This is a genomic window from Streptomyces sp. NPDC048258 (genome assembly GCF_043201995.1).
GTDB lineage: Bacteria > Actinomycetota > Actinomycetes > Streptomycetales > Streptomycetaceae > Streptomyces.
This window is the reverse complement of record NZ_JBICZH010000005.1, coordinates 366892-392098: the sequence shown is the minus strand read 5'-3', so window position 1 is coordinate 392098 and position 25207 is coordinate 366892. Positions and strand designations below refer to the sequence as shown.

Sequence of the window (25207 nt, the reverse complement as noted above, 5' to 3'; positions counted from 1 at the left end):
AGTGGAACCGCGCTGCGCGGGTACCACCGACCACCACGATCGACGAGGAACGGACTTCATGAACGACCAGCACGACCACGGAGCACTTGGCGACGCCGAGTACGCGGAGTTCATGGAGCTCGCCGCGGAAGAGGGCTTCGACATCGAGGACGTCGAAGGCGCGATCGAGGCGGCCGCTGCCGGCCCCCTCCCCGTCCTCGCCGTCGTAGGCCGGCCCAATGTCGGCAAGTCGACCCTGGTGAACCGCATCATCGGCCGCCGCGAGGCGGTCGTCGAGGACAAGCCGGGCGTCACCCGTGACCGCGTCACGTACGAGGCCGAGTGGGCCGGCCGCCGCTTCAAGGTCGTCGACACCGGCGGCTGGGAGCAGGACGTCCTCGGCATCGACGCCTCCGTCGCCGCCCAGGCCGAGTACGCCATCGAGGCCGCCGACGCGGTCGTCTTCGTCGTCGACGCCAAGGTCGGCGCCACCGACACCGACGAGGCCGTCGTCCGCCTGCTGCGCAAGGCCAAGAAGCCCGTCGTGCTGTGCGCCAACAAGGTCGACGGGCAGAGCGGCGAGTCCGACGCGGCCTCCCTGTGGTCCCTCGGCCTCGGCATGCCGCACCCGGTCTCCTCGCTGCACGGCCGCGGCACCGGCGACATGCTGGACGCGGTGCTCGAAGCCCTGCCGGAAGCCCCCGAGCAGACCTTCGGCGGCGCCGCCCCCGGCGGCCCGCGCCGCATCGCGCTGATCGGCCGCCCGAACGTCGGCAAGTCCTCGCTGCTCAACAAGGTCGCGAAGGAGGACCGTGTCGTCGTCAACGAGCTGGCCGGCACCACCCGCGACCCGGTCGACGAGCTGATCGAACTCGGCGGCATCACCTGGAAGTTCGTCGACACCGCCGGCATCCGCAAGAAGGTCCACCTCCAGCAGGGCGCCGACTACTACGCCTCCCTGCGCACGGCCGCCGCTGTCGAGAAGGCGGAGGTCGCGGTCATCCTGATCGACACCACCGAGACGATCAGCGTCCAGGACCAGCGCATCATCACCATGGCCGTCGAGGCGGGCCGCGCGATCGTGATCGCGTACAACAAGTGGGACGAGCTCGACGAGGAGCGCCGCTACTACCTCGAGCGCGAGATCGAGACCGAGATGCAGCAGGTCGCCTGGGCCCCGCGCGTCAACGTCTCGGCGCTGACCGGCCGGCACATGGAGAAGCTGGTCCCGGCGATCGAGACCGCCCTCGCGGGCTGGGAGACGCGCATCCCCACCGGCCGCCTGAACGCCTTCCTCGGCGAGGTCGTCGCCGCCCACCCGCACCCGATCCGCGGCGGCAAGCAGCCCCGCATCCTGTTCGGTACCCAGGCGGGCAGCAAGCCGCCGCGGTTCGTCCTCTTCGCCTCGGGCTTCCTGGAGCACGGCTACCGGCGCTTCATCGAGCGCCGGCTGCGCGAGGAGTTCGGCTTCGAGGGCACCCCGATCCACATCTCGGTGCGGGTGCGGGAGAAGCGCGGCGCCCAGTACAAGAAGAAGAAGTAGCAGGACGCGTACGCGGCTGGGGGTCAGTAGCCCCGGCGCGGAGCGGGCGGCAGGGCCGCCGGGACGTGTGTCATCCCGGTCTGGCGCTGCCGCCCGTCGGCGTATCCGGAGCCGCCCGCGTACGAGTACACGGGCTGGGGCTGCGGCTGAGGGACGTACGCGCCCGGCCGGCCGTCGGTCTGCTGCCACGACGGACCGTTCCAGCCGCCTCCGTAGGAGCCGCCGGAGTACGAGCTGCTGCCGTACGAGCTGCCCGTGCCGGTGTACCCGCCCCCGTACGAGAAGGCCGTGAACCCGAGATCCTCCTCGCCCGTACGGTCGCCCGGCAGCGCCCGGAAGGCGCGCAGGTACTCCGAGTACAGGGTGTCGTAGATCGGGGTGTGCGAGACGGTGCTCGTACGGGACGGGGCGCGGGAGGAGTCGTATGAATGCACGTATCAGCCAACGAAACCAGGGCTCTGCGGATGCGGGGTGACGGGCCGGAAAACGCAGATCGCCGGGGGTGCGCGGGACGGACCGCGCACCCCCGGCGCACGCCGCCCGGCCCCCTCGGCGGGGGGCCGGGCGGCCGGTCCGGTACCGGCTGTGGAGAGCTGTGGATCAGGCGCCCGGCGTCCCCGCCAGGGGCATCGAGGCGGCCACGAGCTTGCCCGCGGCGGCCGCCTTGTCCAGCGCGTCGCGCAGCAGGTCCTCACGGGGCTGCTGGCCGATGGAGCCGACCGGGGCGGCGTAGACGAGCACGCGCTGGGTCTTGTTGACGGCGGCCCGCCAGCCGTCGGTGACCGACAGCGCCTGGTGCGCCTGCCACCAGGCGACCGGGCGGCCGCCCTCGGTGCCCGGCTGGAGGACGGCGTGCAGCTGGCCGCCGGCGAGCAGGACCGACCAGCCGTTCAGGGCGGTGGGGAGCTCGGCCGTGTCCGTGACCGGGATGAAGCCCTGCTCGATGAGGAGCGGAAGGAAGTCGTCGCCGGGGCCGTCGCTGCCGGGGCGGGCGATCGGCGCGGTGGGCTCGACGACGAGGGCCGGGTGGAGCTCGCCGCCGATGAGGATCAGGCCGCTGGTGATGCCCAGGACGGCCTGGCCGCCGGGCACGTTCTGCGGGCCCCCGGCGGCCGCGGGCGCGCCCGGCGCCGGGCTGTCGCCGGTGATGCTGGCGACGGCGCCCTGGAGCTGCTCCTCGGATACGGAGACGACCTGCGAGGGGATGCAGGTCGCGTGGGCGAAGGCGAGGACGGCGGTCTCCTCGCCGACGAACAGCACCGTGCTGGTGCGGTCGTTCTCGGGGTCGCCGGGGGTACGGCAGGAGGTGCAGTCGTAACTGCGCGGCGCGTCCTCGCCGACGAGCAGCCTGTCGGCTTCTTCGTCACCGATCTCGGCACGTACCTCATCACTGACGTCGAGCATGCGCGGCACGGGGTGGCTCCTCGGCATAGGTGCGGGGGCCGGGCGGTTCCCGGCTCGCCGGGATCAACGGGGAAGCGGCGGCCGGGGTCACGCCATTGGAGGGAACGGAATCGAACCAGGCCCCCGGAAGGGTGAACCGTCCGACCGGAGCTTCTTTTTCGTGCCAACTGTTTTGTGTTTGTGTGCAGTTGGTGGCCGAGGATGGCCGCTTGGGGGAGGGGGGCCGGTCGGCCGACCGGGTGGGCCGCGAGGCGCGCCCGGTGCGCCGGGGCGGAGGGGCGGCGGGGGCTGCGTAGCGTGACGCGATGCCCAACCTCCGGATCCGGCGGGCCGCCGGTGCCGCTGCCGTCGTCGCCGTACTGGTTCTCGTACTCCCTTCCGGTGCGGCGGCGGCCGGAGCGGCACCGCCGCCGCCCGCGCCCGGTCCGGCGGGGGCGGCCCACCCCGGCTCGCCGGGCCTGATCGGAAGCGGGCCTGGGGACTGCGGGCCGGGCGGGATGTGGCCCTGGGACTGCGTCGCCGACTGCGAGAGCAGCGGGCGCTGGGCGGTCAACACCGGCAACGGCTTCTACGGCGGGCTGCAGTTCTGGCAGCGGACGTGGGTGGAGTACGGGGGACTGGCTCACGCGCCGCGGGCGGACCTGGCGAGCCGGGCGCAGCAGATCCGGGTCGCGGAGGACGTGATCGACCGACAGGGCTGGGACGCCTGGCCGGTGTGCTCGAAGCGGTACGGGCTGGCGGGGCGGATGCACGTGGTGCGGGGCGGGGACACGCTGGTCTCGATCGCGCGGAAGCACCGGGTGCCGGGTGGATGGCGGGAGCTGTACGAGGCGAACCGGGAGGTGGTCGGGGCGCGGCCCGAGGCGCTCGCCGTGGGCATGCTGCTGGTCATTCCGGAGCCGAAGCCCGCCCCTCCGGTGGCCCCGGTCGTCCCGGCGGTTCCGGTGGTCCCGGTCGTCCCGGCGGTTCCGGCGGTTCCGGTCGGGGCGACGCCTGCCCCGACTCCTCCTCCGAAGCCTCCGGGGACATGACCGGCAATTGTTTCGACGTGCCTCCGCTGCCGTACCGGCCCTGAGGGGCCCGGGAGCCGCTGGCAGACTTCGGCCATGCTCGATACCTCCGCGCGACTGCTGCGCCTGTTGTCCTTGTTGCAGGCTCACCGCGAATGGACCGGGGCCGATCTCGCCGAGCGGCTCGGGGTGACCGCGCGGACCGTCCGGCGGGACGTGGACCGGCTGCGGGAGCTGGGGTATCCGGTGAACGCCAGTCCCGGGACCGGCGGCGGATACCAGCTGGGGGCGGGGGCCGAGCTGCCGCCGCTGCTGCTGGACGACGACGAGGCCGTGGCCGTCGCCGTCGGGCTGCGGACCGCCGCCGGGAACGGGGTCGAGGGGATCGGGGAGGCCTCCGTGCGGGCCCTCGCGAAGCTGGAGCAGGTACTGCCGTCGCGGCTGCGGCGCCGGGTCTCCGCGCTCAACGAGTTCACCGTGCCGATGCTGCGCGGGCCGCAGCGGTCCACCGTGGACCCCTCGGTGCTGACCGAACTGGCCGCCGTCTGCCGGGACGGCGAGCGGCTGCGCTTCGGCTACCGGGACCACGAGGGCAACGTGACCCGCCGCGCCGTCGAGCCGCACCGGCTGGTGTGCACCGAGCGGCGCTGGTACCTGGTCGCCTGGGACCTGGACCGGGAGGACTGGCGCACCTTCCGGGCCGACCGGATCGAGCCCAGACCGCCCCACGGGCCGCGTTTCACCCCGCGCCGGCCGCCCGCCGAGGACCTCGCCGCGTACGTCTCCCAGGGCGTGGGTCAGCGCGCGTACGCGGCCCGCGCGGTGGTGCGGCTGAAGGTTTCGGCGGAGGAGGCGGCACGGACGGTCGGGCCGAGCGAAGGCGCCCTGGAACCCCTCGACGGGCAGAGTTGCCTGCTGCGCACCGGGGCGGTGAGCCTGGACGTCCTGGTGATTCACATCATGCTGCTCGGCTGTGAGTTCGAAGTGGTCGAGCCGCCTGAGCTGACGGACCGGATCAGGGCCGCCAGGGATCTGCTGGGGCGGGCCGTGGAGCCGGCGCCGGTGAAGGAAATGTAGCGGAACTGAGGGGGATTCAGCTGGTCCGGTCCAACGGGCCCGCGGTCCAATGGGCTCGTGGCAATGTCCGGGAGAAATTCGCCGGTTGCGCCCAAGGGCTCCGGTGGAAATTCCAAAGAGGCTGTGCGGCGGGCGTGTCGCGGGCCGGAAAACAATTGGCGACTGTCGATATTCTGTGACACAAGCGTGACCCGGGACGGACGAACGTCCTGGCGTGGCGCTGACGGACGGCGAACGACGAAGGCGGGCCGGGGCAGTGACCCGGCCCGCCTTCGTGCCGTGCGGTGAGGTGGTGCGTACCGTCCCGCGACGGGTTGGTTCAGCCGCCGGCGACCGGGCGGGGTGCGGCCCCCCGGGCCGCGGCCCGTTCGGTGTGCACCGGGCGGCGGCTGCCGACCGGGGTGACCGGGGTCCGCTCGGACCGGATGACGTGCGGCCGGCCGGAGAGCACGGCCGCGGGCCGCGGCGCCGGGGTGTGCCCGACGGGTACGGCGGCCTGCGCGGCCGCGGCGGCGGGCGCCGGGACCGGCTCCCCGGCGGGTTCGACGACACGGACCAGCTGCCACTTCCCGCCCGCGGAGAGCAGCGGGGTGAGCGCGGACGCGACCGGCGCGGGCATCCGGCCGGTCTCAGCGCGGCGCCGCAGCAGCTCGCGCCACTCGAAGACGTAGGCCTCGGCCCGGGCGATGAGCGGCTCGAACCAGGGCAGCGCCAGCAGGATCAGCAGACCCGCGGACCAGCCGAGCAGGACGTCGCTGACCCAGTGGGTGCCGAGGTAGACGGTGGTGGCGCCGACGCTCAGCGAGACGACCGCGGACACCACGGACAGCACCCGCCGGGTGACCACGGTGGAGGCCAGGTACGCCAGGATGCCCCAGGTCACGACGGCGTTGGCGGTGTGGCCGGAAGGGAATATATCGCCGCCCGCGAAGAGTTCGGCCGATCCGATCTCGGTGGCGTAGTGCGGGCCGAGCCGGCCGAGGCCGAGCTTGACGGACCCGACGGTGATGTTGAGCAGCAGCAGCGCCACGCCGAGGGTGATCAGCGGGCGGAGGGTGTGCTGCCGCCAGGAGCGCCAGCCGAGCCAGGCGGCGACCATGACCGCGGTGGGACCGCGCTGGCCGAGCACGACGAGGTAGTCGAGGAAGGCGTGCAGCTGCGGCCACTGCTCGTAGGGCCGGAAGAACATGATCTGCCAGTCCAGGCGGACGAGCCAGGACGTGGTCAGTACGGCCACCACGATCGCGAGATAGAAGGCGAGGGTCGATCCCAGGAGAACGACGCGATGCCGGCTCATCTGCGGGGTTTGCAGATGAGCCGGTCGCTCTGGTTCCCGGTCCAGCCGGGCGAACACCCGCTCCAGACGGGTCAGGATTTGGTCGGTACGCACTCAATCGACGTTACCGCGCGCGGATGGGCAGCCCGGGCGAATCACCGGCTTTGTGATGACCATGTGATGTGGAGTTGGTCTCACGCGGGACTTAATTCCCTATATTTCAGCAATGGTTGGAGCGGTCTCGATCCACTGCCCCGGCAATTATTTCGCATACTTACCCGGACTTTATCGCCGCCGCTCCTTTCCTTTGCCGAATGATGGATCGGAATGATCCATTCCGTTACGGAGGGCCCGAGCCGTTCAGCCAGAACGCTCCGTAGACCGCCGAGGCCAGGGCCGCCGCGCCCAGCACCAGGGCCGCCCTGCGGGTCCGCCACCGGGCCAGCGCCACCGCGATGGGCAGCACCAGCGGGAACGCCGGAAGCAGCAGCCGGGGCTTGGAGCCGAAGTACCCCGACGCGCAGAGCGCCAGTGCCACGACGATCCCGCCGTACACGAGGAGCGGCACCGGCTGCCGCTGCCGCACGCACCGCCCGTACAGCCAGAGCACCAGCACGACGCCCGCGATCAGCCCGAGCCCGGCCGCGACGGCGGAGGAGGCCAACTTCGCCCCGATGAACCGGGCGAAGGCCCAGCCGCCGTCGAAGCCGTTGCCCCAGCCGCCCTGCACGTCCAGGTATCCGAACAGGCCGCCCCCGGTGTACGCGCCGACCCACAGCACGTACGCGGCCGCCCCCATCGGAGCCAGCAGCGCACCGGCCGCCATCCGCCACGACCGCTCCCCGCGCCGCCAGGCCAGTACGGCGGCCACCCACACCCCCGCGACCACCGCGGCGCCGACCGGGCGGGTCAGCCCCGCCCCGGCCGCGAGCAGGCCCGCCGTCAGCCACCGGCCGCGCAGGGCCCCGTACAGCGCCCAGGCGGCCAGCGCGGTGAACAGCGACTCGCTGTAGGACATCGACTGCACGATCCCGACGGGCAGCGCCGCCCACACGGCGACGGCGAGCACCCCGGCCCGGCGGCCGTGCAGCAGGTCCGCCACCGCGAAGATCCCCCAGGCCGCGGCGAGCCCCGCCACAGCCGAGACCACCAGGCCCGCGGAGCCGTGGGAGAGCCCCGTCGCCGCCGACACCAGCCGCTCCAGCCAGGGCAGCAGCGGGAAGAAGGCGAGGTTCGAGTGGACGTCCCCGTTCGGGAGGAGCACCTCGTACCCGTACCCCTCCGCGGCGATGCGGGCGTACCAGAGCGAGTCCCAGCGCGCCGACAGCAACGTGTGCGGGCTGCTTCCGGCCGCCGCGCCCCACACCGCGAGCACGGCCAGCCCGAGCAGGCGGACCGCCGCGAAGACGGCGAGTGCGGGAGCGGCCCGGCGGAATCCAAGATCTTTCACGGGCATGATTATCGGTGCCGCCGGCCGGCGGCACCGAGAACCACGGGCCGTGAGCACGCGTGTACGCGGGGGAGGGGCGGGGCGCGGGGAGTGGCGTACACCACAGGGAGGCCGCCGCCGGGATGAGAGCTTGACCACGTGTCGGGCAGGCGAACTCGCGTACGCTGACCGTTCACTCGCGTGTCGATGCCGGACCCCGTTGGACGCCGCACAGCGCACCACCCCCCGTGGCTCCGCAAGACGCTGGTCCGCCGAGCGCGAGGGATCACCTGGGAGGTACATGCATGTCGGGGACGAACGCGGCCGGGGCCAGGACCCCTTCCCCCTGGCAGCGGCTCCGCGCGGCCTCCGACGGGGCCAACCGCTGGGTCGTCCTGGCGGTGCTGTGCGTCAGCCTGGTCCTCGTCGCGCTCGACGCGACGATCCTGCACGTCGCCGTTCCCTCCGTCACCGAGGACCTGCGCCCCGGCTCGATCGAACTCCTCTGGATAGTCGACGCCTACCCGCTGGTCTGCGCCGCGCTGCTGATCCTCTTCGGCACCCTCGGAGACCGGGTCGGCCGCCGCCGCGTCCTCCTCCTCGGCTACGGGCTCTTCGGCGTCGCCTCCGCCATCGCCGCCCTCGCCGACAACGCCCAGGTCCTCATCGCCGCGCGCGCCCTGCTCGGCGTCGGCGGCGCGATGATCATGCCCGCCACCCTGTCGATCCTGCGCCAGGTCTTCCCCGACCGGCGCGAGCGGGCCCTCGCCATCGGCATCTGGACCGCGGTCGCCGCGATCGGCGCCGCCAGCGGACCCGTACTCGGCGGCTTCCTCGTCCAGCACTACTGGTGGGGCTCCGTCTTCCTCATCAACATTCCGCTGATGGCACTGATCCTGCCGCTGGGGCGCTGGCTGCTGCCCGAGTCGAAGGGCTCCTCCGACGGGCCGTGGGACGTGACCGGCGCGCTGATGGCCGCCGCCGGTGTGCTCGGCTCGGTGCTCGGGATCAAGCGGCTCGGCGCCGAGCGGGAGCTCCTCGACGCGCAGGCGCTGGTGCCGCTGCTGCTCGGCGTGGCGCTGCTCGTCCTCTTCGTACGGCGGCAGAAGCGGCGTACGCACCCGCTGATCGACATGCGGATGTTCTCCCGCGCCGCCTTCTCGACCTCCGTCGGCTGCATCGTGCTCGCCATGCTGGCCCTGGTCGGCCTGGAGCTGATCGCCGTCCAGTACCTCCAGCTGGTGCTGCACCTCAGCCCGCTGGAGACCGGCCTGCGGCTGCTGCCGCTCACCTTCGCCGCCATGGCCGCGGGCGCCACCGGCTCGTACACGCTGGCCCGGATCGGGCCGCGGACGATGGTCTCGCTGGGCTTCGTGCTCACCGCCTTCGCCGTGCTGCTGCTGACCTTCATGGGGCAGCACGACCGGCCCGTACTGCTCACCGTCGGCTTCATCCTGCTCGGCTTCGGGCTCCAGACCACGCTGTTCGCCGCGTACGAGTCCATGCTGAGCGAAGCCCCGGCGGACACCGCGGGCGGCGCGGCCTCGATCGGCGAGACCTCGTACCAGTTGGGCGCGGGCATGGGCATCGCGCTGCTGGGCAGCGTGATGAACGCCGCGTACGCGCCGGGGCTCGCGGGGGTGCCGGGGGTGTCGGCGGCCGAGTCGGCGGGTGCCGCGCACTCTCTGGGCGAGGCCTACCAGATCGCCGCGCACCTGGGCGGGCCGGCGGGGGCGGCGCTGTACGCCGCTGCCCGGCACTCGTTCGTGCACGGGCTGCACGTGACGCTGGTGGTGAGCGCGGGGCTGCTGCTGGCGGGGGCGGCGATGGCGTTGAGGCTGCCGCGGGTGATGGAGTGCGGGGCCGAGGCCGTCTGCGAGGCCGAGGTGGAGCCGGCGGTCGTGCGGTTGCCGGCGCAGGCCAGCGGGGAGCCGCGGCCTGCTCGTGTGGAGCAGGCGGGCTGACCGTGACCGTACGGTCGGTGCGCGGGTGCGGCGCCATTGCCGGGGCGCTGCCCCGGGCCCCGCGCCTCAAACGCCGGCGGGGCTGAAGGATCGGGGCTCGGCCCCGGGCCCCGAGGCTCAAGCGCCGGCGGGGCTGGAAGGTCGGGGTTCCGCCCCGGGCCTGCGGCTCAAGCGCCGGACGGGCTGGATGTGCCCGGCGGAGCTGTCAGCGGGGGCGGGGCTGGGTAGGCCCGGCGGAGGTGGGGCTGGATTTGACCGCCGGAGGCGAATAGCGTCGGCTGAGCGTAAAACTTGCGCTGCTAGGTTCTGTACTCAGGCCTTCGGGAGGCCCCGTGTCCGCGTTCCTGCCCCTTGATCCGCTCGGGCTCGACGAGCTCCTCGGGCCCGAGGACCTCGCGATCCGCGACACCGTCCGCGGCTGGGCCGCCGACCGGGTGCTGCCGCACATCGCCGAGTGGTACGAGAGCGGCGAGCTGCCCGGGATCCGGGAGCTGGCCCGCGAGCTCGGGGCGATCGGGGCGCTCGGGATGTCCCTCACCGGGTACGGGTGCGCCGGCGCCAGCGCCGTGCAGTACGGTCTCGCCTGCCTCGAACTGGAGGCCGCCGACTCCGGTATCCGCTCGCTGGTCTCCGTACAGGGCTCGCTCGCCATGTACGCGATCTGGAAGTACGGCTCCGAGGAGCAGAAGCAGCGCTGGCTGCCCGGCATGGCGGCCGGTGAGCTGATCGGCTGCTTCGGGCTGACCGAGCCCGACGTCGGATCGGACCCCGCCGCGATGCGGACCTACGCCAAGCGCGACGGCGCCGACTGGGTGCTGAACGGGCGCAAGATGTGGATCACCAACGGGTCGGTGGCCTCCGTCGCCGTGGTGTGGGCGCAGACCGACGAGGGCATCCGCGGGTTCGCCGTCCCGACGGACAGCGCCGGATTCTCCGCGCCGGAGATCAAGCACAAGTGGTCGCTGCGGGCCAGCGTCACCAGCGAGCTCGTCATGGACGACGTGCGGCTGCCGGCCGACGCGGTGCTGCCGGAGGTCACCGGACTCAAGGGGCCGCTCGGCTGCCTCAGCCACGCGCGGTACGGGATCATCTGGGGGTCCATGGGCGCGGCACGCGCCAGTTTCGAGTCCGCGCTCGGTTACGCGAAGACGCGGGAGCAGTTCGGCAAGCCGATCGGCGGCTTCCAGCTCACCCAGGCCAAACTCGCGGACATGGCCCTCGAACTCCACAAGGGCATCCTGCTCGCCCACCACCTGGGCCGGCGGATGGATGCGGGCACCCTGCGGCCGGAGCAGATCAGCTTCGGCAAACTCAACAACGTCCGCGAGGCCATCGAGATCTGTCGCACCGCGCGGACCATCCTCGGTGCCAACGGGATCTCCCTCGAATACCCCGTCATGCGGCACGCCACCAACCTCGAATCGGTCCTCACCTACGAGGGCACCGTCGAGATGCACCAACTGGTGCTGGGCAAGGCGCTCACCGGGCTCGACGCCTTCCGGTGAGGGCCCTGCCTAGCTCTGGTTGAAGAAATCGCGCGAGCGGCCGCCGGGCTCGCCGCTCACGATCTGGGTGTCGGCCGGGGTCAGCAGGAAGACCCTGGTCGCCACCCGCTCGATGGAACCGCGCAGCCCGAAGGTCAGTCCGGCCGCGAAGTCGACGACGCGCTTCGCGTCGCCCGGGTCCATCGACGACAGGTTGACGATCACCGGGACGCCCTCGCGGAACAGCTCGCCGATCCCCCGCGCGTCACGGAAGCCGTCCGGGGTGACCGTCGCGATCCGACGGCCCTGCTCGACGGCCGACTCCGACGCCACCCTGACCCGGGGGTCGGTGACCCACTGGTCGCCGGGCCCGGACACCGAGCCACCCTGGGGGGCCTCCGCGTAGTCGTCGTCGTAGTAACGCTCGTCGTCGCTGTCCTCCACGAGACCCAGCCAGGCACTCGCCTTGCGCACCGAACCCATGGACGCCTCCTTTCACCGCGGTCAGTCTGTCTTTCTCTCCGCTGCCCCTATGGTCGTCCATGATGCTGACAACGCGCCAAGTGGATAGTCGCCGCGCACGGGTTTCGTGACGGTACTGGTGCAGAACATGCGTTGCACGGTCAAGGATCCAGACGGCTACCGCTGCTGACTGAGTGAAAATACGACTGCCGCCTCCGTACGGGTGAGCGACGGGGACGTACGGGTGAAGAATCCGGCTCGATACGATGCCCCGCAGGCACGCGTACGACACACGGGGGAAGCAGTTGTTCGGCATCGTCAGACCTTGCACGCACCGGCTGGGGGAGCGGTTCAAAGCGGAGTGGATGGCTCATCTGTGCGGGCTCTGCCTGGCACTTCGGGGTGACCACGGCCAGTTCGCCCGGATCGTCACCAACTACGACGGGCTGCTCGTCTCCGTTCTGACGGAGGCTCAGTCCGGTCCGGCACCCGGTGCCCGGCGCACCGCCGGGCCCTGCCCCCTGCGCGGGATGCGTACCGCCCCGGTCGCCAACGGCGAGGGCGCGCGGCTCGCCGCCGCCGTCTCGCTCGTGCTGGCCTCCGCGAAGGTACGGGACCACGTGGCCGACCGCGACGGGCTGTTGGCCCGCGCCCCCATCGCCGCGGCCGCCCGCAAGGTGGCCCGCGGCTGGGACCGGGCCGGCGCCCGTACCGGGGCCTCGCTCGGCTTCGACACGGCGGTCCTCGTCGACGCCGTGGACCGGCAGGCGGGCATCGAGACGCTGGCCGGCCTCGGCACGCCCGTACTCGTGGTGACCGAGCCGACGGAGACCGCGACGGCCGCCGCCTTCGCCCATACCGCGCAGCTGGCCGGACGGCCAGGCAACGCGCCGGCGCTCGCCGAGGCGGGCCGGTACTTCGGCCGGCTCGCGCACCTGCTGGACGCGGTGGAGGATCGGAGCGCGGACGCCGCGGCCGGCGCCTGGAACCCGCTCACCGCGACCGGGACCTCGCTCACCGAGGCCCGGCGGCTCTGCGACGACGCCCTGCACGGCATCCGGCTGGCGCTGCGCGAGGTCGAGTTCGCCGACGCGGGACTCGCCCACCAGCTGCTCGTGCACGAGCTGCGCACCTCGGTGGACCGGGCCTTCGGGACCAGCAGCTGCGGGCACACGGCGACCGCTTCCGCCGGTCAGGGCGGCAACCCCTACGCGGGCGGGCCGTACACCGGCCAGGGCGGGACGCCGTACGGGCAGAACCCCTACGGCGGCGCTCCGTACGGCGGGGCTCCCTACGGCGGCGGAGCGGGTGGCCCCGGCGGCCCCGGGATGCCGCCGCCCATGGGCCCGGGCGGGTTCGGTGGCGCGCCGCCCCCGCAGAAGCCCCGCCGAGGGCTGCTCGCCGGCTGCGCGGTGGCCCTGGGACTGTTCTGCACCTGCCAGCTGTGCTGCACCGAGCACGAAGGGCCCTGGTCCCGCAAGAAGCGGGACCCGTGGTGCGACGCCTGCGAATGCTGCAACTGCTGCCCGAGCAACTCCGGCGGAAGCGGCGGTGGGAGCGGTGGCGGTGGCGGGGGCGACGGCTGCTGTGGCTCCTGCGACTGCTGCGGCTGCGACTGCTGAGTCACCTTCAGATTCCACAGCTTCAGATTCCACAGGTCCGGACGGAGTACGCCGCGATTCCCGTCCGGACCGGTGTGGAAGGGTTGAGCGGGATGAGCGATGACGCAGACGATCCGCCCGCCGACCGGCGGAAACGGCAAGAGCGCCGGGCGGCCGCCGTGTCCGCCCCCTACGGACCCCTCGCGCTGACCGGCGCCCTCCCCCCGGACTCCGCCGGGCCGGCCGACCACCCGGAAGGGCGAATTCCGGCCGTTCCGGGTAGTCGGCGCGCGGGCGGCGCCGGGGTGGTGGAGAGCGCCGCCGCGGAGGACTCCGTCCGCCCCGACGGCGAGCCCTCCACCGGTGACGCGGCACTCGCCTCGCTGACGGGCGGGCACGCGGGCTCGGCCACGGTCGGCCTCGACCGCGCCGTGCTGCCGCCCCGCGCCTTCGCCGACCGCTTCATCTGCCCCTTCCCGCCCCCCGGGAACACGCCGCCCTTCGCAGTGGCGGCGGGCGAGCGGCGGCTGAAAGGCGCCCTTGCGACCGGTAACTGACGCCCCCACACTCCCGACAGTGCTTGTCAGGGACACGGCGCAAAAGCGTGCACTCCCCCGTGCCCCGACTGCGCCTCACGGGCTCCGGCAACCCCACGAACGCCGGGCCCCCGACCCTCTCGGAGGACGAGAAGTGAGGATCAAGAGCATCACCCGTACCAGGCTGCTCGCGGTGGCCACCGGCCTGGCCGCCGTCGCAGCGCTCGCCGCCCCCACCGTGGCGAACGCGGACCCACAGGACGGCGGGTACAGCCCCGCCCGGCTGGCCTCGGCCGGCGCCTCCGTCCTGCGCGCCGACGTCGCGGGCACCGCCTGGCACACCGACCCCGCCACCGGAACACTCGTGGTCACCGCCGACTCCACCGTCTCCGCCGCCGACCTCGCGAGAATCAAGCGCGAGGCCGGAGCCGACGCCGGGGCCCTGCGCATCGAGCGCACCCCGGGCAAGCTGACCAAGCTGATCTCCGGCGGTGACGCGATCTACGCGTCGAGCTGGCGCTGCTCGCTCGGCTTCAACGTGCGCAGCGGAAGCACCTACTACATCCTCACCGCCGGGCACTGTACCGACGGCGCGGGCACCTGGTGGACCAACTCCTCCCACACCACCACGATCGGCGCGACCGTGGGCTCCAGCTTCCCCACCAACGACTACGGCCTCATCCGCTACGACAACACCTCGCTCGCCCACCCCGGCACCGTCGGCAGCCAGGACATCACCAGCGCCGTCAACGCCACGAACGGCATGTCCGTGACCCGGCGCGGCTCCACCACCGGCACCCACAGCGGCACGGTGACCGGCCTCAACGCCACCGTCAACTACGGCGGCGGCGACATCGTCTACGGCATGATCAAGACCAACGTCTGCGCCGAACCCGGCGACAGCGGCGGCCCCCTCTACTCGGGCACCCGCGCGGTCGGCCTCACCTCCGGCGGCAGCGGCAACTGCTCGTCGGGCGGGACCACGTACTTCCAGCCCGTGGTCGAGGCCCTCAACGCCTACGGGGTCAGCGTGTACTGACCCGGCCGGCGGGCAGGACGTCCGCCAGGCCCGCGGCACGATCGTGAGCCCCTGCCCGAACTGCCGGGCGGGGGCTCATTTTTGGTGGAACGAGGACGCGTCGCGGTCGCGAAGCACTCCAGGGCGTACGTCGACGCGCACTGCGCCGCGAAGTGGCCGACCCTGGGTGTCCCGGTCTCGTGCCGTTCGGGCCGGGGCGGGCTCGCGCGCTACGTACGGGGGACGAGCAGGGCCGCCGCCGAGCGGGCCCGCTCCAGGGCGTGGGCGCGGTCCGCGCCGCGCTGGCCCAGCACCACCCGGGTGCTCAGCCCGTCCAGCAGGGCGAGCAGCTCCGAGGCCCGGGCGGGCACGTCCACGGCCGCGAAGCGGCCCTGCTCCACGCCCTTGGCCAGCAGTGCTTCCAGGTCCCGCTGCCAGCCCTCGTCGATCTCCTCCTGGGCCGCCTTGAGCGGCTCGTTCGAGGCGGTACGGGCCCACAGCTCGATCCACAGCGTCCAGCGCGGGTCGCGCGGGCCCTGGGGGAGGTAGAGCTCCAGGAACAGGTCGAGCTTGCGGGCGGCCGTCACCCGGCGGCCGAGCAGGGCCCGGCGCTCGCCGGTGAGCAGGTCCTCGCTCCAGCGCAGGGCCGCCAGGAGGAGCCGGTCCTTGCTGCCGAAGTAGTACAGGATGTGGCCGCCGCTGGTGCCGAGCCGCTCGGCCAGCGCGGACATGGTGAGCGCGGCCAGCCCGTCCTCGGCGATCGCCGCCATGGCCTCTTCGAGCATCCGCTCCTGGGCGATCCGCCCGTCGCGCCGCCGGGCCGCTCCAGCTCCAGCTCCGGCTCCAGCTCCGGCTCCAGCTCCGGCTCCAGCTCCAGCTCCGGCTCCAGCTCCGGCTCCCGCCACCGCTCCCGCTCCCGCCACCGGTCCCGCCCTCCGTCTCACCTGGCCCGACCTTATCCCGGGCAGGGTCTTGACGCGGGCGGGGTGTGGCCCTCATCTTGAATGCCATTCAAGAACCTAGAACGGCGTTCAAGATCAGGGGTGCGTATGACGCAGCAGGAGACAGTCGACGTCGACGAGGTGTTCCGGGTCGAGACCCACGGGATCGACCCCATCCCCGACGCCGAACGCCACGGCAGCGCCAAGGACCTCTTCTGGCTCTGGTTCGGCTCCAACCTCACCTTCACCTACGTGATCAACGGCGCCCTCGCCGTCGCATTCGGACTCTCCTTCTGGCAGGCCACCGCCGTGGTCGTGATCAGCGGACTGTCCTTCTTCGCCGTCAGCGCCGCCGGACTCGGCGGCATCCGCACCGGCACCGCCACCCTGGTCATCTCCCGCGCCGCCTTCGGCCACCGCGGCAACTTCCCGGCCGGCGTCCTCAACTGGGTGGTGAGCATCGGCTACACCATCGTCAACACCGTGGTCGGCACCCTCGCTCTGGAGGTCTTCTTCGCCGAAGTCGGCCTGGGCGGGGGGCGGGCGGTACGCGGCCTCGCACTCGGCATCACCCTCGCGTTGACCTTCGCCGTCGCGATGTGGGGCCACGCCACCGTGCAGTTCGCCGAACGCTGGATGGCCTACGTCCTCGCCGCCGGCTTCGGCGTGCTGCTGGTCTTCGTCCTGCCCGGCGCCGACACCGCCGCCCCGGCCGCCGCCCCCGGGCTGTCCGGCTGGAGCCTGGCGTTCGTCGTCATGCTCGCCGGGCCGTTCTCGTACCTGCCGATGCCCGCCGACTACACCCGCTACCTGCCCCGGACCACCTCGCTCAGGTCGATCACCTGGATGGGTGCCCTCGGCGGATTCGTCTCCTCCGTGGCCCTCGGCGTCGCGGGCGTGGCCGCCGCCACGCAGACCGACATGACCGACGCGGTCGCCGGGGCCGAGAGCCTGCTGCCCGGCTGGTTCCAGCCGCTGTTCCTGGCCCTCGTACTCGGCGGCTCGGTCACCAACTCGATCATCACCCTCTACTCCTCCAGCCTGAACCTCCAGGTCCTCGGCATCCCCTGGAGCCGCGCCCGGGCCATCGTGATCAGCGCCGCCGTCACCGCCGCGGGCTCGCTGGCCGCCCTGTTCCTCACCGACTTCACCACCTCCCTGCTCTCCTTCCTCTCCCTCCTGATCATCGTGTTCGCGCCCTGGGGCGGGGTGTTCCTCGCCGACATGCTGCTGCGCCGCTGCCGCTACGACGCCGACGCGCTGCACACCGGGCGCGAGGGCGCGTACTGGTACCGCGCCGGCTACCACCCGGCCGGGGTGGCCGCGCTGCTCGCCGGCATCGTCTTCGCGGCCCTCACCTGCGACTCCGAGCTGTGGACCGGGCCGCTGGTGGCGCCGCTCGGCGGCGCCGACCTCACCCTGCTCGGCTCGGCCGTCTCCGCGCTCACGTACTGGGCCCTCGTACGCCGCGTCCCGGCGCACGTCCCGGCCGCCGCCTGAACACAACGCCGATGCCCACGCGAACGCCCACGCACACGCCCTACGCAACGGAGCACCCTCACATGGCACGCCCCTTCCCCGCCGACCTGCTGCTCACCGGAGCCCGGATCCACACCGTGGACCCGCGGCTGCCCGAGGCCGAAGCCCTCGCCGTCCACGACGGGGTGATCGTCTGGGTCGGCCAGGACCGCGACGCCGCCGCCTGGGCCGGACCGGACACCGAGCGGATCGACGCGGGTGGGAAGCTGGTGCTGCCCGGCTTCATCGACGCGCACAACCACGTCCGGCTCGGTTCCGACGACGCCTGCGTGCAACTCGCCGGGGTGCGCAGCCTGGAGGGCATCCACGCGCGGATCCTGGCCTGGAGGGAGGCCCACCCGGACGCCGAGTGGATCGAGGCCGAGGCCTTCGACTACTCCGCCATCCCCGGCGGACGGATGCCGGACGCCGCCGACCTGGACCCGGTCACCGGGGACATCCCCGCCCTCGTGCTCTCGTACGACGTCCACACGGCCTGGCTGAACACGGCGGCCATGCGGCGCCTCGGTGTCACCCGGGACCGTACGGACCTGCCCTTCGGCACGGCGGCGGTGGACCCGCGGACCGGCGAACCCACCGGATTCGTCAAGGACTTCGCGGTCAAGGGGCTCTCGCGGGACGGCCACCGGGCCCTGCGCGAGCTGGGCGTGCCGTGGGCCTCGCCGGACCGGCAGTACGGACGGCTCGCGAAGAGCCTCGACGACGCGATCGGCTTCGGCATCACCACGGTGGTGGAGCCGCAGAACTCCCTCGACGACCTGGAGCTCTACGAACGGGCCCGGGCGGAGGGGCGGCTGCGCTCGCGGATCGTCGCGGCGCTGTTCCACCCGCGCGGCACGAGCGGGGCCGACCTGGACGCGTTCGCCGAAGCCGCCCGGAGGTACGCGGGGGACCGGCTGCGGGTGGGCCCGCTCAAGCTGTACATCGACGACGTGGTGGAACCGCGGACGGCCGCGCTGCTGGAGCCGTACGCGGGGTGCGGGGCGCATCGGGGCGAGACCTTCTACCCGCCCGAGGAGTTCGCGGAACTGCTCACGGAGCTGGACGCGCGGGGCTTCCAGTGCTTCGTGCACGCCACGGGCGACCGGGGCATCCGGACCGTCCTGGACGCGGTGGAGCGCGCGCGGGCGGTGAACGGCCCGCGCGACGCCCGGCACCAGGTGGTGCACGTGGAGTGCCTGGATCCGGCGGACGTACCGCGCTTCGCGGAGCTGGGCGTGGTCGCCTGCATGCAGCCGAGGCACTGCGCGCCGGAGATCGCGGGCCCCGGCCAGGACTGGGCGCGCAACGTGGGCGAGGACCGCTGGCACAAGGCGTGGCCGATGCGGAGCCTGCACGGGGCGGGGGCCGTGCTGGCGTTCTCCAGCGACTGGAACGTGGCCGAGATGGATCCGATGATCGGCATCTACACGGCGGTGACGCGGCGCCCGCTGGGCGGGGGAGAGCCGTGGCAGCCGGACGAGACGGTGGACGTGCGGACGGCGGTGCACGGCTACACGATGGGCTCGGCGCGCGCCAACTTCCTGGAGGCGGAGCGGGGTTCCCTCACGGTGGGCAAGGCGGCGGACTTCGTGGTCCTGTCCCGGGACATCCTCTCCGTGCCGCCGGCCCAGATCCCGGGCACGGTCGCCGAAACGGTGGTGGTGGCGGGCGAGGTCGTTCACCGCGCCTGACCGCTGCGCGAAGCCTCACCGGGCGCGGCCCTGCCCCACGCCTCAAGCGCCGGCGGGGCCGAAAGACCTGGGGCTCCGCCCCCGGACCCCGCGCTGCGTCGGCGCGGCTCAAGGACCTGGGGCTCCGCCCCCGGACCCCGCGCTGCGTCGGCGCGGCTCAAGGACCTGGGGCTCCGCCCCCGGACCCCGCGCTGTGTCGGCGTGGCTCAAGGACCTGGGCTCCGCCCCAGACCCCACGCCTAGAACGCCGGCGGGGCTGAAAGATGCCCGGCTCGCGGGCGTGGTCTTCGGGGGCCGGGGTGTTCACCGGGCGTCCGTGCTCTCGCCCGCGAAGCGGGGTACGGAGGGCGCGTCGTCCGGCAGTCCGCTGCCCACGGCGGCGCCCGGGCGGCCCCTGCGGAAGACGGCGCAGGCCACTGTGACCGCGGAACCGAGTACCGCCCAGCCGGCCAGCACCAGCATCGGGCCGCCCGCGCCGTTGCCGCTGAAGTACGTGATGGAGCGCGCGGCGTACGTACCGGCGCCCGGCGGCAGGGCCGGGCCGATGGCCCTCCAGAACGGCGGCAGCAGCGGGTACGGGTAGGCGCCGCCCGCGCTCGGATTGCCGAGCACCACGACCAGCAGGATCGCGAGACCGATGCCGACCACGCCCGCCAGCCCCTGGAAGGCCAGCGTGATCGCACCGACCGCGAAGACGACCAGGGTCCCCAGCCCCCACAGGCCCATGAGGGAGCCGGGCAGCGCGTCCAGGACCGGGCCGGCGATGACCGCGCCGAGCAGTCCGGCGACGATCGCGTACACGAGCAGCGCGCCGAGCCGGATGACGGCGCGGGCGGAGTTCGCGGGCCGGGCGCCGGCGCTGATCGCGAGGATCGCGGCGCACAGGTAGCCGCCCACGCACCAGCCGACGACCAGGTAGAAGGCGCTCAGGCCGCGGCTGTCGCCCTCGTGGGCCGGGGCCACGTCGGTGACCTGGACGGTCCGCCCCTGGGCCTTCTCGACCGCGCCGACCACTGCTTCGAGGGCCTGCGAGAGGGAGGCCCCGGCGCCGGAGGCGACCAGCAGCCGGTCGGTCCGGCCGGCCGGGTCGATGATCAGCGCGCCGTCCACGTCCCGGTTCCTGATCAGACGGACCGCGGCGGCCTCGTCCTCGGCCGTACGGGGGTCGAGCGGCTTGCCGGGCAGGGCGGCGAGCTGCTCCGCGGACCGTTCGGCGACCTGGGCGAGGGGGGCGGTCACGGCGATCGGGATCTCGCTGGGCTTCGGGTGGTGGAAGGCGCCGATGTACGAGGTGATGAAGGCGAGCTGGAGCGCCAGCACCCCCAGGACCAGCAACGCCGCCCGGGTGGTCACGGCGTCCTTGAGCTCGGCGAGGAAACCGCCGGACGGGCCTGGGTCGGTGCTCTGGGTGGGCTGGGTCATGTCTCACACGCTCGGCGTACCGGGGGCGGGACGCAGCAGGGGTGGGCCGAATGGATGACCAGGCGGATGACCAGGACGGACGCCACGGGCAGACGTCTCGGACAGGTGTCGCGGACAGTCGCGGACAGTCGGCTCGGCTGATCGAACAAGTGTTTCGCACGGATATTCGAATTGCTCTATGGTGGAAGACGGGGGGAGGTTCATCGAGCGAAGCAGGAGGCCGCGGGTGCCTGGTTTTACGCATCTGCACACCGTTTCGGGGTTCTCCATGCGCTACGGAGGCTCGCACCCGGAACGACTGGCGGAGCGTGCCGCCGAGCGGGGCATGGACGCCCTCGCCCTGACCGACCGCGACACCCTGGCGGGCGCGGTCCGGTTCGCGAAGGCGTCCGTGAAGGCCGGCATCCGGCCGCTGTTCGGGGTGGACCTGGCCGTTTCCCCTGCCGTGTCGCTCGCCGGGCCCCCTGCCGCGGGCTCGGCCGGGTCGGGGGGCCCGGCCGGGTCCCGGGCGGCGGGGCCGGCGGGCCCGACGGGGCCCACCGAGGCCTCGTACCGGCGGCGCAACCCCGTCAAGGGCGGGGCCTTCATCGACGAGTCCGCTCCGCGCGCGGTGTTCCTCGCCCGCGACGGGGCCGCCGGATGGGCCGAGCTGTGCCGGATGGTCACCGCCGCCCATGCGGGGGACGGGGACGCGGGACGGCAGCCGGTGCTGCCCTGGAGCGCCCTGCGCGGCGAGGGCGTCCTCGTGCTGCTCGGGCCCGGCTCCGAGACGGGGCGGGCGCTCGCCGCGGGCCGCCCCGACCGGGCCGCCCGGCTGCTCGCGCCCTGGCGGGAGGTCTTCGGCGACTCCCTGCGTCTGGAGGCCGTCCACCACGGCCGCACCGGCACCGGGCCCGGTTCGCTCCGGCTGGCCGCCCGTACCGTCGGCTTCGCCGCCGAGCAGGGCGTCCCGGCCGTGCTGACCAACGCCGTCCGCTACGCCGACCCCGGCCAGGGCCCGGTCGCCGATATCCTCGACGCGGCCCGCCGCCTGGTCCCCATCGACCCCCGCGCCTCCCTCGACAGCGGCGAACGCTGGCTCAAGGGCCCCGCCGCCATGGCCGAGGCCGCCGACCGGATCGCCCGGGCCGCCGGCCTGCGCCCCGCCGACGCGCGGCGCCTCCTCGCGGAGACCCGGCGTACCGCCGAGGCCTGCGCGGTGGACCCCGAGGACGACCTCGGCATGGGATCCGTGCACTTCCCCGAGGCCCGCCTCGTCGGCGCGGCCCACCGCAGCGCCCAGCGGGTCCTCGCCTCCCGCGCCTCGGCGGGCATGGTGCTGCGCGGTTACGCCGACGACCCCGCGTACTGGGAGCGGATGCACCACGAGCTCGACATCATCGCCCACCACGGCTACGCCTCGTACTTCCTGACGGTCGCTCAAGTGGTGGACGACGTACGGGCGATGGGCATCCGTGTGGCCGCCCGCGGCTCCGGCGCCGGCTCCCTCGTCAACCACCTGCTCGGCATCGCACACGCCGACCCCGTCGCGCACGGCCTGCTGATGGAGCGCTTCCTGTCCAAGCGCCGGCGCGTCCTGCCCGACATCGACATCGACGTGGAGTCCGCCCGCCGGTTGGAGGTCTACCGGCGGATCATCGGCCGGTTCGGCGCCGAGCGCGTCGCCACCGTCTCCATGCCCGAGACCTACCGGGTCCGGCACGCCATCCGCGACGTCGGCGCCGCCCTGTCCATGGACCCGGCCGTCACCGACCGGCTCGCCAAGGCCTTCCCGCACATCCGCGCCCGCGACGCCCGCGCCGCGCTGGAGGAGCTGCCCGAACTGCGCGACGTACGGGGGGAGTCGTACGGGCGGCTGTGGGAGCTCGTCGAATCGCTCGACGCGCTGCCGCGCGGGATCGCCATGCACCCGTGCGGGGTGCTGCTCTCCGACGCCTCGCTGCTCGCCCGTACGCCGGTGGTGCCCACCAGCGGCGAGGGCTTCCCCATGTCCCAGTTCGACAAGGACGACGTGGAGGACCTCGGGCTGCTCAAACTCGACGTGCTGGGCGTACGGATGCAGTCCGCGATGGCGCACGCCGTCGCGGAGATCCGGCGCGGCACGGGGGAGGAGCTCGACCTGGACGACCCGGCGCAGGTGCCGCCGGGCGACCGGGCCACGTACGAGCTGATCCGCTCGGCCGAGACGCTGGGCTGCTTCCAGATCGAGTCCCCGGGCCAGCGGGACCTGGTGGGGCGGCTCCAGCCGGCCACCTTCCACGACCTGGTCGTCGACATCTCCCTCTTCCGGCCGGGGCCGGTGGCCGCCGACATGGTGCGGCCGTTCATCGAGGCCCGGCACGGGCGGGCCCCGGTGCGCTTCCCGCACCCGGACCTGGCCGACGCGCTGCGCGAGACGTACGGGGTGGTGGTCTTCCACGAGCAGATCATCGAGATCGTCAACATCATGACCGGCTGCGGGCGGGACGAGGCGGACCGGGTGCGGCGCGGGCTGTCCGACCCGCAGTCGCAGGGGCGGATCAAGGTCTGGTTCGCGGCGAAGGCGGGCGAGCGCGGCTATCCGGTGGAGGTGATCGGCCGGACCTGGGAGATCGTGGAGGCCTTCGGCAGCTACGGATTCTGCAAGGCGCACGCCGTGGCCTTCGCGGTGCCCACGTACCAGTCCGCGTGGCTGAAGGCGCACCACCCGGCGGCCTTCTACGCCGGGCTGCTGACCCACGATCCGGGGATGTACCCGAAGCGGCTGCTGCTGGCGGACGCGCGGCGGCGGGGCGTGCCGGTGCTGCCGCTGGACGTGAACCGGTCGGCGGCCGCCCACCGTATCGAACTGGTGTCCGATGTGTCTGGGGTGTGGGGGCTGCGGCTCGGGCTGTCCGACGTCCACGGCATCAGCGGGGCCGAGGCGGGCCGGATCGAGGCCGGACAGCCGTACGCCTCCCTGCGCGACTTCTGGGACCGGGCGCACCCGGGCCGACCGGTGGCCGAACGCCTCGCGCAGGTCGGGGCGTTGGACGCCTTCGGTGCCAACCGGCGCGACCTGCTGCTGCACTTGACCGAACTGCACGGCGCGCAGCGGGCGGCCGGCGTACGCGGACCTCAACTCCCCTTGGAAGGCGGCCGGTCCACGGCCTCCGTCGGGCTGCCCGACCTGACCGACGCGGAACGGCTCAGCGCCGAGCTGGGCGTCCTCGGCATGGACGCCTCGCGGCACCTGATGGCGGACCACCACGCCTTCCTGGCAGAGCTCGGGGTGATCCCGGCGCGGCGGCTGCGGGACGCCGGGCACGGGCAGACGGTCCTGGTCGCGGGTGCCAAGGCGGCCACCCAGACCCCGCCGATCCGGTCCGGGAAGCGGGTCATCTTCACCACGCTGGACGACGGGACGGGCCTGGTCGACCTGGCCTTCTTCGACGACAGCCACGAGGCCTGCGCGCACACCGTCTTCCACTCCTTCCTGCTGCTGGTACGGGGCGTCGTGCAGCGGCGGGGCCCGCAGAGCCTGAGCGTGGTCGGGGCGGCGGCCTGGAACCTGGCCGAGCTGGTGGAACTGCGGGCCGCCGGCGGGCTGGACGCGGTCGCGGCACGGCTGGCGGAGCCGCTGCCCACCGCGTCCGGGCCCTCGGACTCCGGCCGCCGCATCCAGTTGTCCACGGGGTACGAGATGAACCCCTGGGCCGACCTCCAGCCGCCGGGCACCGGCCCCGCGACCGGACGCAAGCTGTGGCACTCCAGCCCGGGGAGCGCGGGATGAGCACCGGTATGAGCACCGTGATGTGCCTGCGGCTGCACCCCGCCGACGGCGGTCCGCTCGGGGCGGACGCGTACGCCGGGGTGCTCGCGCTGCTCGGCGGGATCACCCCGGCCGTGCAGGCCCTGCCGCCCGACGCGGCCCTCGCCGATGTCCGGGCCGCGCTGCGGTACTTCGGCTGCGACGCCGCCGGGCTGGCCGCCGTGATCCGGGTCCGGGCCCTCGCCCTGCACGGCGTGGACGCCGCCGTCGGCGTGGCCGGCAACCCCATGCTGGCCCGGGCGGCGGCTCGCGAGGCCCGGCCCGGGGCGACCCTGGTGATCCCCGACGAGCCCGTAGCCGTACGGGAGTTCCTGGCCCGTAAGCCCGTCACCGCCCTCGACGGGGTCGGCCCCAAGGCCGCCCGCACCCTGTGCTCCTACGGACTCGACTCCGTCGGCCGGGTCGCCGCCGCCCCGCCCGCCGCCCTGCGGCGGATCCTCGGCGCCCGGCTCGGCCGCGAGGTGCAGGAGCGCGCCCTCGGGATCGACCGGACCCCCGTCCGGCCGGGCGCGGCAGCCCGCGCCATCGCCGCGGAGCGGACCTTCGAACGGGACGAGCTGGACCCCGTACGGCACCGGCGGGCTCTGCTCTCGCTGACGGAGGAGCTCGGCGCGAAGCTCCGTACTCCCCTCCGTGCTCCCCTCCGCACTCCCCTTCGTACACAAGAACAGGGCGCGGGACAGGTCTGCCGCACGCTCTCGCTCACCGTCCGCTGCGCCGACCGCACCACGCTCACCCGGACCCGCACCCTGGCCGAACCCACCGCGCACTCCGCCGTCCTGACCGCCACGGCCTACGCCCTGTACGCCGGGCTGGGCCTGCAGCGGGCCCGGGTCCGCGCGCTGTCCCTGCGCGCCGAGGACCTGACCCCGGCCGAACGGGCCACGCGGCAGCTCAGTCTGGACCCCGAGGACGAGAAGGCCCGCCGCCTGGAAGCCGTGACGGACCGGGTGCGCGCCCGCTTCGGGCCGCACGCCATCGCCCGCGGCACGCTCGCGGCGTGACGGGGTGCCGGCGGCATACCGGCAGAGGATCGGACGACACGCGAGTTTTTACCGA

Annotated in this window: 19 protein-coding genes; 12 read left to right on the top strand and 7 right to left on the bottom strand. The window is 73.5% G+C overall.

Features of this window, described 5'->3' with window-relative positions; translation table 11 throughout:
• The first annotated feature begins 58 nt into the window (after positions 1 to 58).
• A complete protein-coding gene (gene der / locus ACGFYQ_RS15515; protein WP_393743953.1) occupies positions 59 to 1522 on the top strand; it encodes a ribosome biogenesis GTPase Der in 1464 nt (487 codons plus the stop codon).
• Positions 1523 to 1545: 23 nt separating this feature from the next.
• On the opposite strand, the gene ACGFYQ_RS15510 is transcribed toward der, so the two are convergent.
• Positions 1546 to 1956 (bottom strand): hypothetical protein, encoded by a 411-nt coding sequence (locus tag ACGFYQ_RS15510; protein ID WP_393743951.1) that lies wholly within the window; start codon positions 1954 to 1956, stop codon positions 1546 to 1548.
• Positions 1957 to 2122: 166 nt separating this feature from the next.
• A complete protein-coding gene (locus tag ACGFYQ_RS15505; RefSeq protein WP_393743949.1) occupies positions 2123 to 2935 on the bottom strand; it encodes a hypothetical protein in 813 nt (270 codons plus the stop codon).
• 296 nt (positions 2936 to 3231) lie between these two features.
• Here ACGFYQ_RS15505 and ACGFYQ_RS15500 point away from each other — a divergent pair, with 296 nt between their 5' ends.
• Both ACGFYQ_RS15500 and ACGFYQ_RS15495 read left to right on the top strand, forming a co-directional pair.
• Complete coding sequence (locus tag ACGFYQ_RS15500; RefSeq protein ID WP_393743947.1) at positions 3232 to 3957, top strand: transglycosylase family protein; 726 nt, start codon at positions 3232 to 3234, stop codon at positions 3955 to 3957.
• A gap of 75 nt (positions 3958 to 4032) precedes the next feature.
• On the top strand, positions 4033 to 5013 hold the full coding sequence (locus tag ACGFYQ_RS15495; RefSeq protein ID WP_393743945.1) for a helix-turn-helix transcriptional regulator: 981 nt from the start codon (positions 4033 to 4035) through the stop codon (positions 5011 to 5013).
• Between the two features lie 319 nt (positions 5014 to 5332).
• Here the strand turns inward: ACGFYQ_RS15495 and ACGFYQ_RS15490 are convergent, their stop codons facing one another.
• Both ACGFYQ_RS15490 and ACGFYQ_RS15485 read right to left on the bottom strand, forming a co-directional pair.
• A complete protein-coding gene (locus ACGFYQ_RS15490; protein WP_393743943.1) occupies positions 5333 to 6403 on the bottom strand; it encodes a phosphatase PAP2 family protein in 1071 nt (356 codons plus the stop codon).
• Between the two features lie 226 nt (positions 6404 to 6629).
• Positions 6630 to 7745, bottom strand: coding sequence for a hypothetical protein (locus tag ACGFYQ_RS15485; protein ID WP_393743941.1), 1116 nt, complete (start codon positions 7743 to 7745; stop codon positions 6630 to 6632).
• A 278-nt stretch (positions 7746 to 8023) separates the two neighbouring features.
• Between ACGFYQ_RS15485 and ACGFYQ_RS15480 the strand changes: the two genes are divergently transcribed.
• Positions 8024 to 9682 (top strand): MFS transporter, encoded by a 1659-nt coding sequence (locus ACGFYQ_RS15480; protein ID WP_393743939.1) that lies wholly within the window; start codon positions 8024 to 8026, stop codon positions 9680 to 9682.
• Between the two features lie 332 nt (positions 9683 to 10014).
• Entirely contained in the window at positions 10015 to 11187 is a 1173-nt protein-coding gene (locus tag ACGFYQ_RS15475) for an acyl-CoA dehydrogenase family protein (RefSeq protein ID WP_393743937.1), read from the top strand.
• A gap of 9 nt (positions 11188 to 11196) precedes the next feature.
• On the opposite strand, the gene ACGFYQ_RS15470 is transcribed toward ACGFYQ_RS15475, so the two are convergent.
• A complete protein-coding gene (locus tag ACGFYQ_RS15470; protein WP_393743935.1) occupies positions 11197 to 11649 on the bottom strand; it encodes a cell division protein SepF in 453 nt (150 codons plus the stop codon).
• A gap of 284 nt (positions 11650 to 11933) precedes the next feature.
• Between ACGFYQ_RS15470 and ACGFYQ_RS15465 the strand changes: the two genes are divergently transcribed.
• From ACGFYQ_RS15465 to ACGFYQ_RS15455, 3 genes are all read left to right on the top strand, one after another.
• Positions 11934 to 13250, top strand: coding sequence for a DUF5685 family protein (locus ACGFYQ_RS15465; protein WP_393744065.1), 1317 nt, complete (start codon positions 11934 to 11936; stop codon positions 13248 to 13250).
• A gap of 92 nt (positions 13251 to 13342) precedes the next feature.
• The gene (locus ACGFYQ_RS15460) at positions 13343 to 13786 is read left to right on the top strand and encodes a DUF1684 domain-containing protein (protein WP_393743933.1); all 444 of its coding nucleotides are present in this window, start codon (positions 13343 to 13345) and stop codon (positions 13784 to 13786) included.
• Between the two features lie 133 nt (positions 13787 to 13919).
• Complete coding sequence (locus ACGFYQ_RS15455; protein ID WP_393743931.1) at positions 13920 to 14804, top strand: S1 family peptidase; 885 nt, start codon at positions 13920 to 13922, stop codon at positions 14802 to 14804.
• 209 nt (positions 14805 to 15013) lie between these two features.
• Here ACGFYQ_RS15455 and ACGFYQ_RS15450 read toward each other — a convergent pair whose 3' ends face one another.
• Positions 15014 to 15568 (bottom strand): TetR/AcrR family transcriptional regulator, encoded by a 555-nt coding sequence (locus ACGFYQ_RS15450; protein ID WP_393743929.1) that lies wholly within the window; start codon positions 15566 to 15568, stop codon positions 15014 to 15016.
• 264 nt (positions 15569 to 15832) lie between these two features.
• Here ACGFYQ_RS15450 and ACGFYQ_RS15445 point away from each other — a divergent pair, with 264 nt between their 5' ends.
• Together ACGFYQ_RS15445 and ACGFYQ_RS15440 are read left to right on the top strand one after the other, a co-directional pair.
• Positions 15833 to 17224 (top strand): purine-cytosine permease family protein, encoded by a 1392-nt coding sequence (locus tag ACGFYQ_RS15445; RefSeq protein ID WP_393743927.1) that lies wholly within the window; start codon positions 15833 to 15835, stop codon positions 17222 to 17224.
• Between the two features lie 62 nt (positions 17225 to 17286).
• A complete protein-coding gene (locus ACGFYQ_RS15440) occupies positions 17287 to 18936 on the top strand; it encodes an amidohydrolase (protein ID WP_393743925.1) in 1650 nt (549 codons plus the stop codon).
• 303 nt (positions 18937 to 19239) lie between these two features.
• On the opposite strand, the gene ACGFYQ_RS15435 is transcribed toward ACGFYQ_RS15440, so the two are convergent.
• Complete coding sequence (locus tag ACGFYQ_RS15435; RefSeq protein ID WP_393743923.1) at positions 19240 to 20358, bottom strand: DUF3533 domain-containing protein; 1119 nt, start codon at positions 20356 to 20358, stop codon at positions 19240 to 19242.
• A gap of 226 nt (positions 20359 to 20584) precedes the next feature.
• Here ACGFYQ_RS15435 and ACGFYQ_RS15430 point away from each other — a divergent pair, with 226 nt between their 5' ends.
• Together ACGFYQ_RS15430 and ACGFYQ_RS15425 are read left to right on the top strand one after the other, a co-directional pair.
• Positions 20585 to 24109, top strand: coding sequence for a DNA polymerase III subunit alpha (locus ACGFYQ_RS15430; protein WP_393743921.1), 3525 nt, complete (start codon positions 20585 to 20587; stop codon positions 24107 to 24109).
• A complete protein-coding gene (locus ACGFYQ_RS15425; protein ID WP_393743919.1) occupies positions 24106 to 25152 on the top strand; it encodes a hypothetical protein in 1047 nt (348 codons plus the stop codon). The genes ACGFYQ_RS15430 and ACGFYQ_RS15425 overlap by 4 nt, the downstream gene beginning before the upstream one ends.
• The last annotated feature ends 55 nt before the right edge of the window (positions 25153 to 25207 follow it).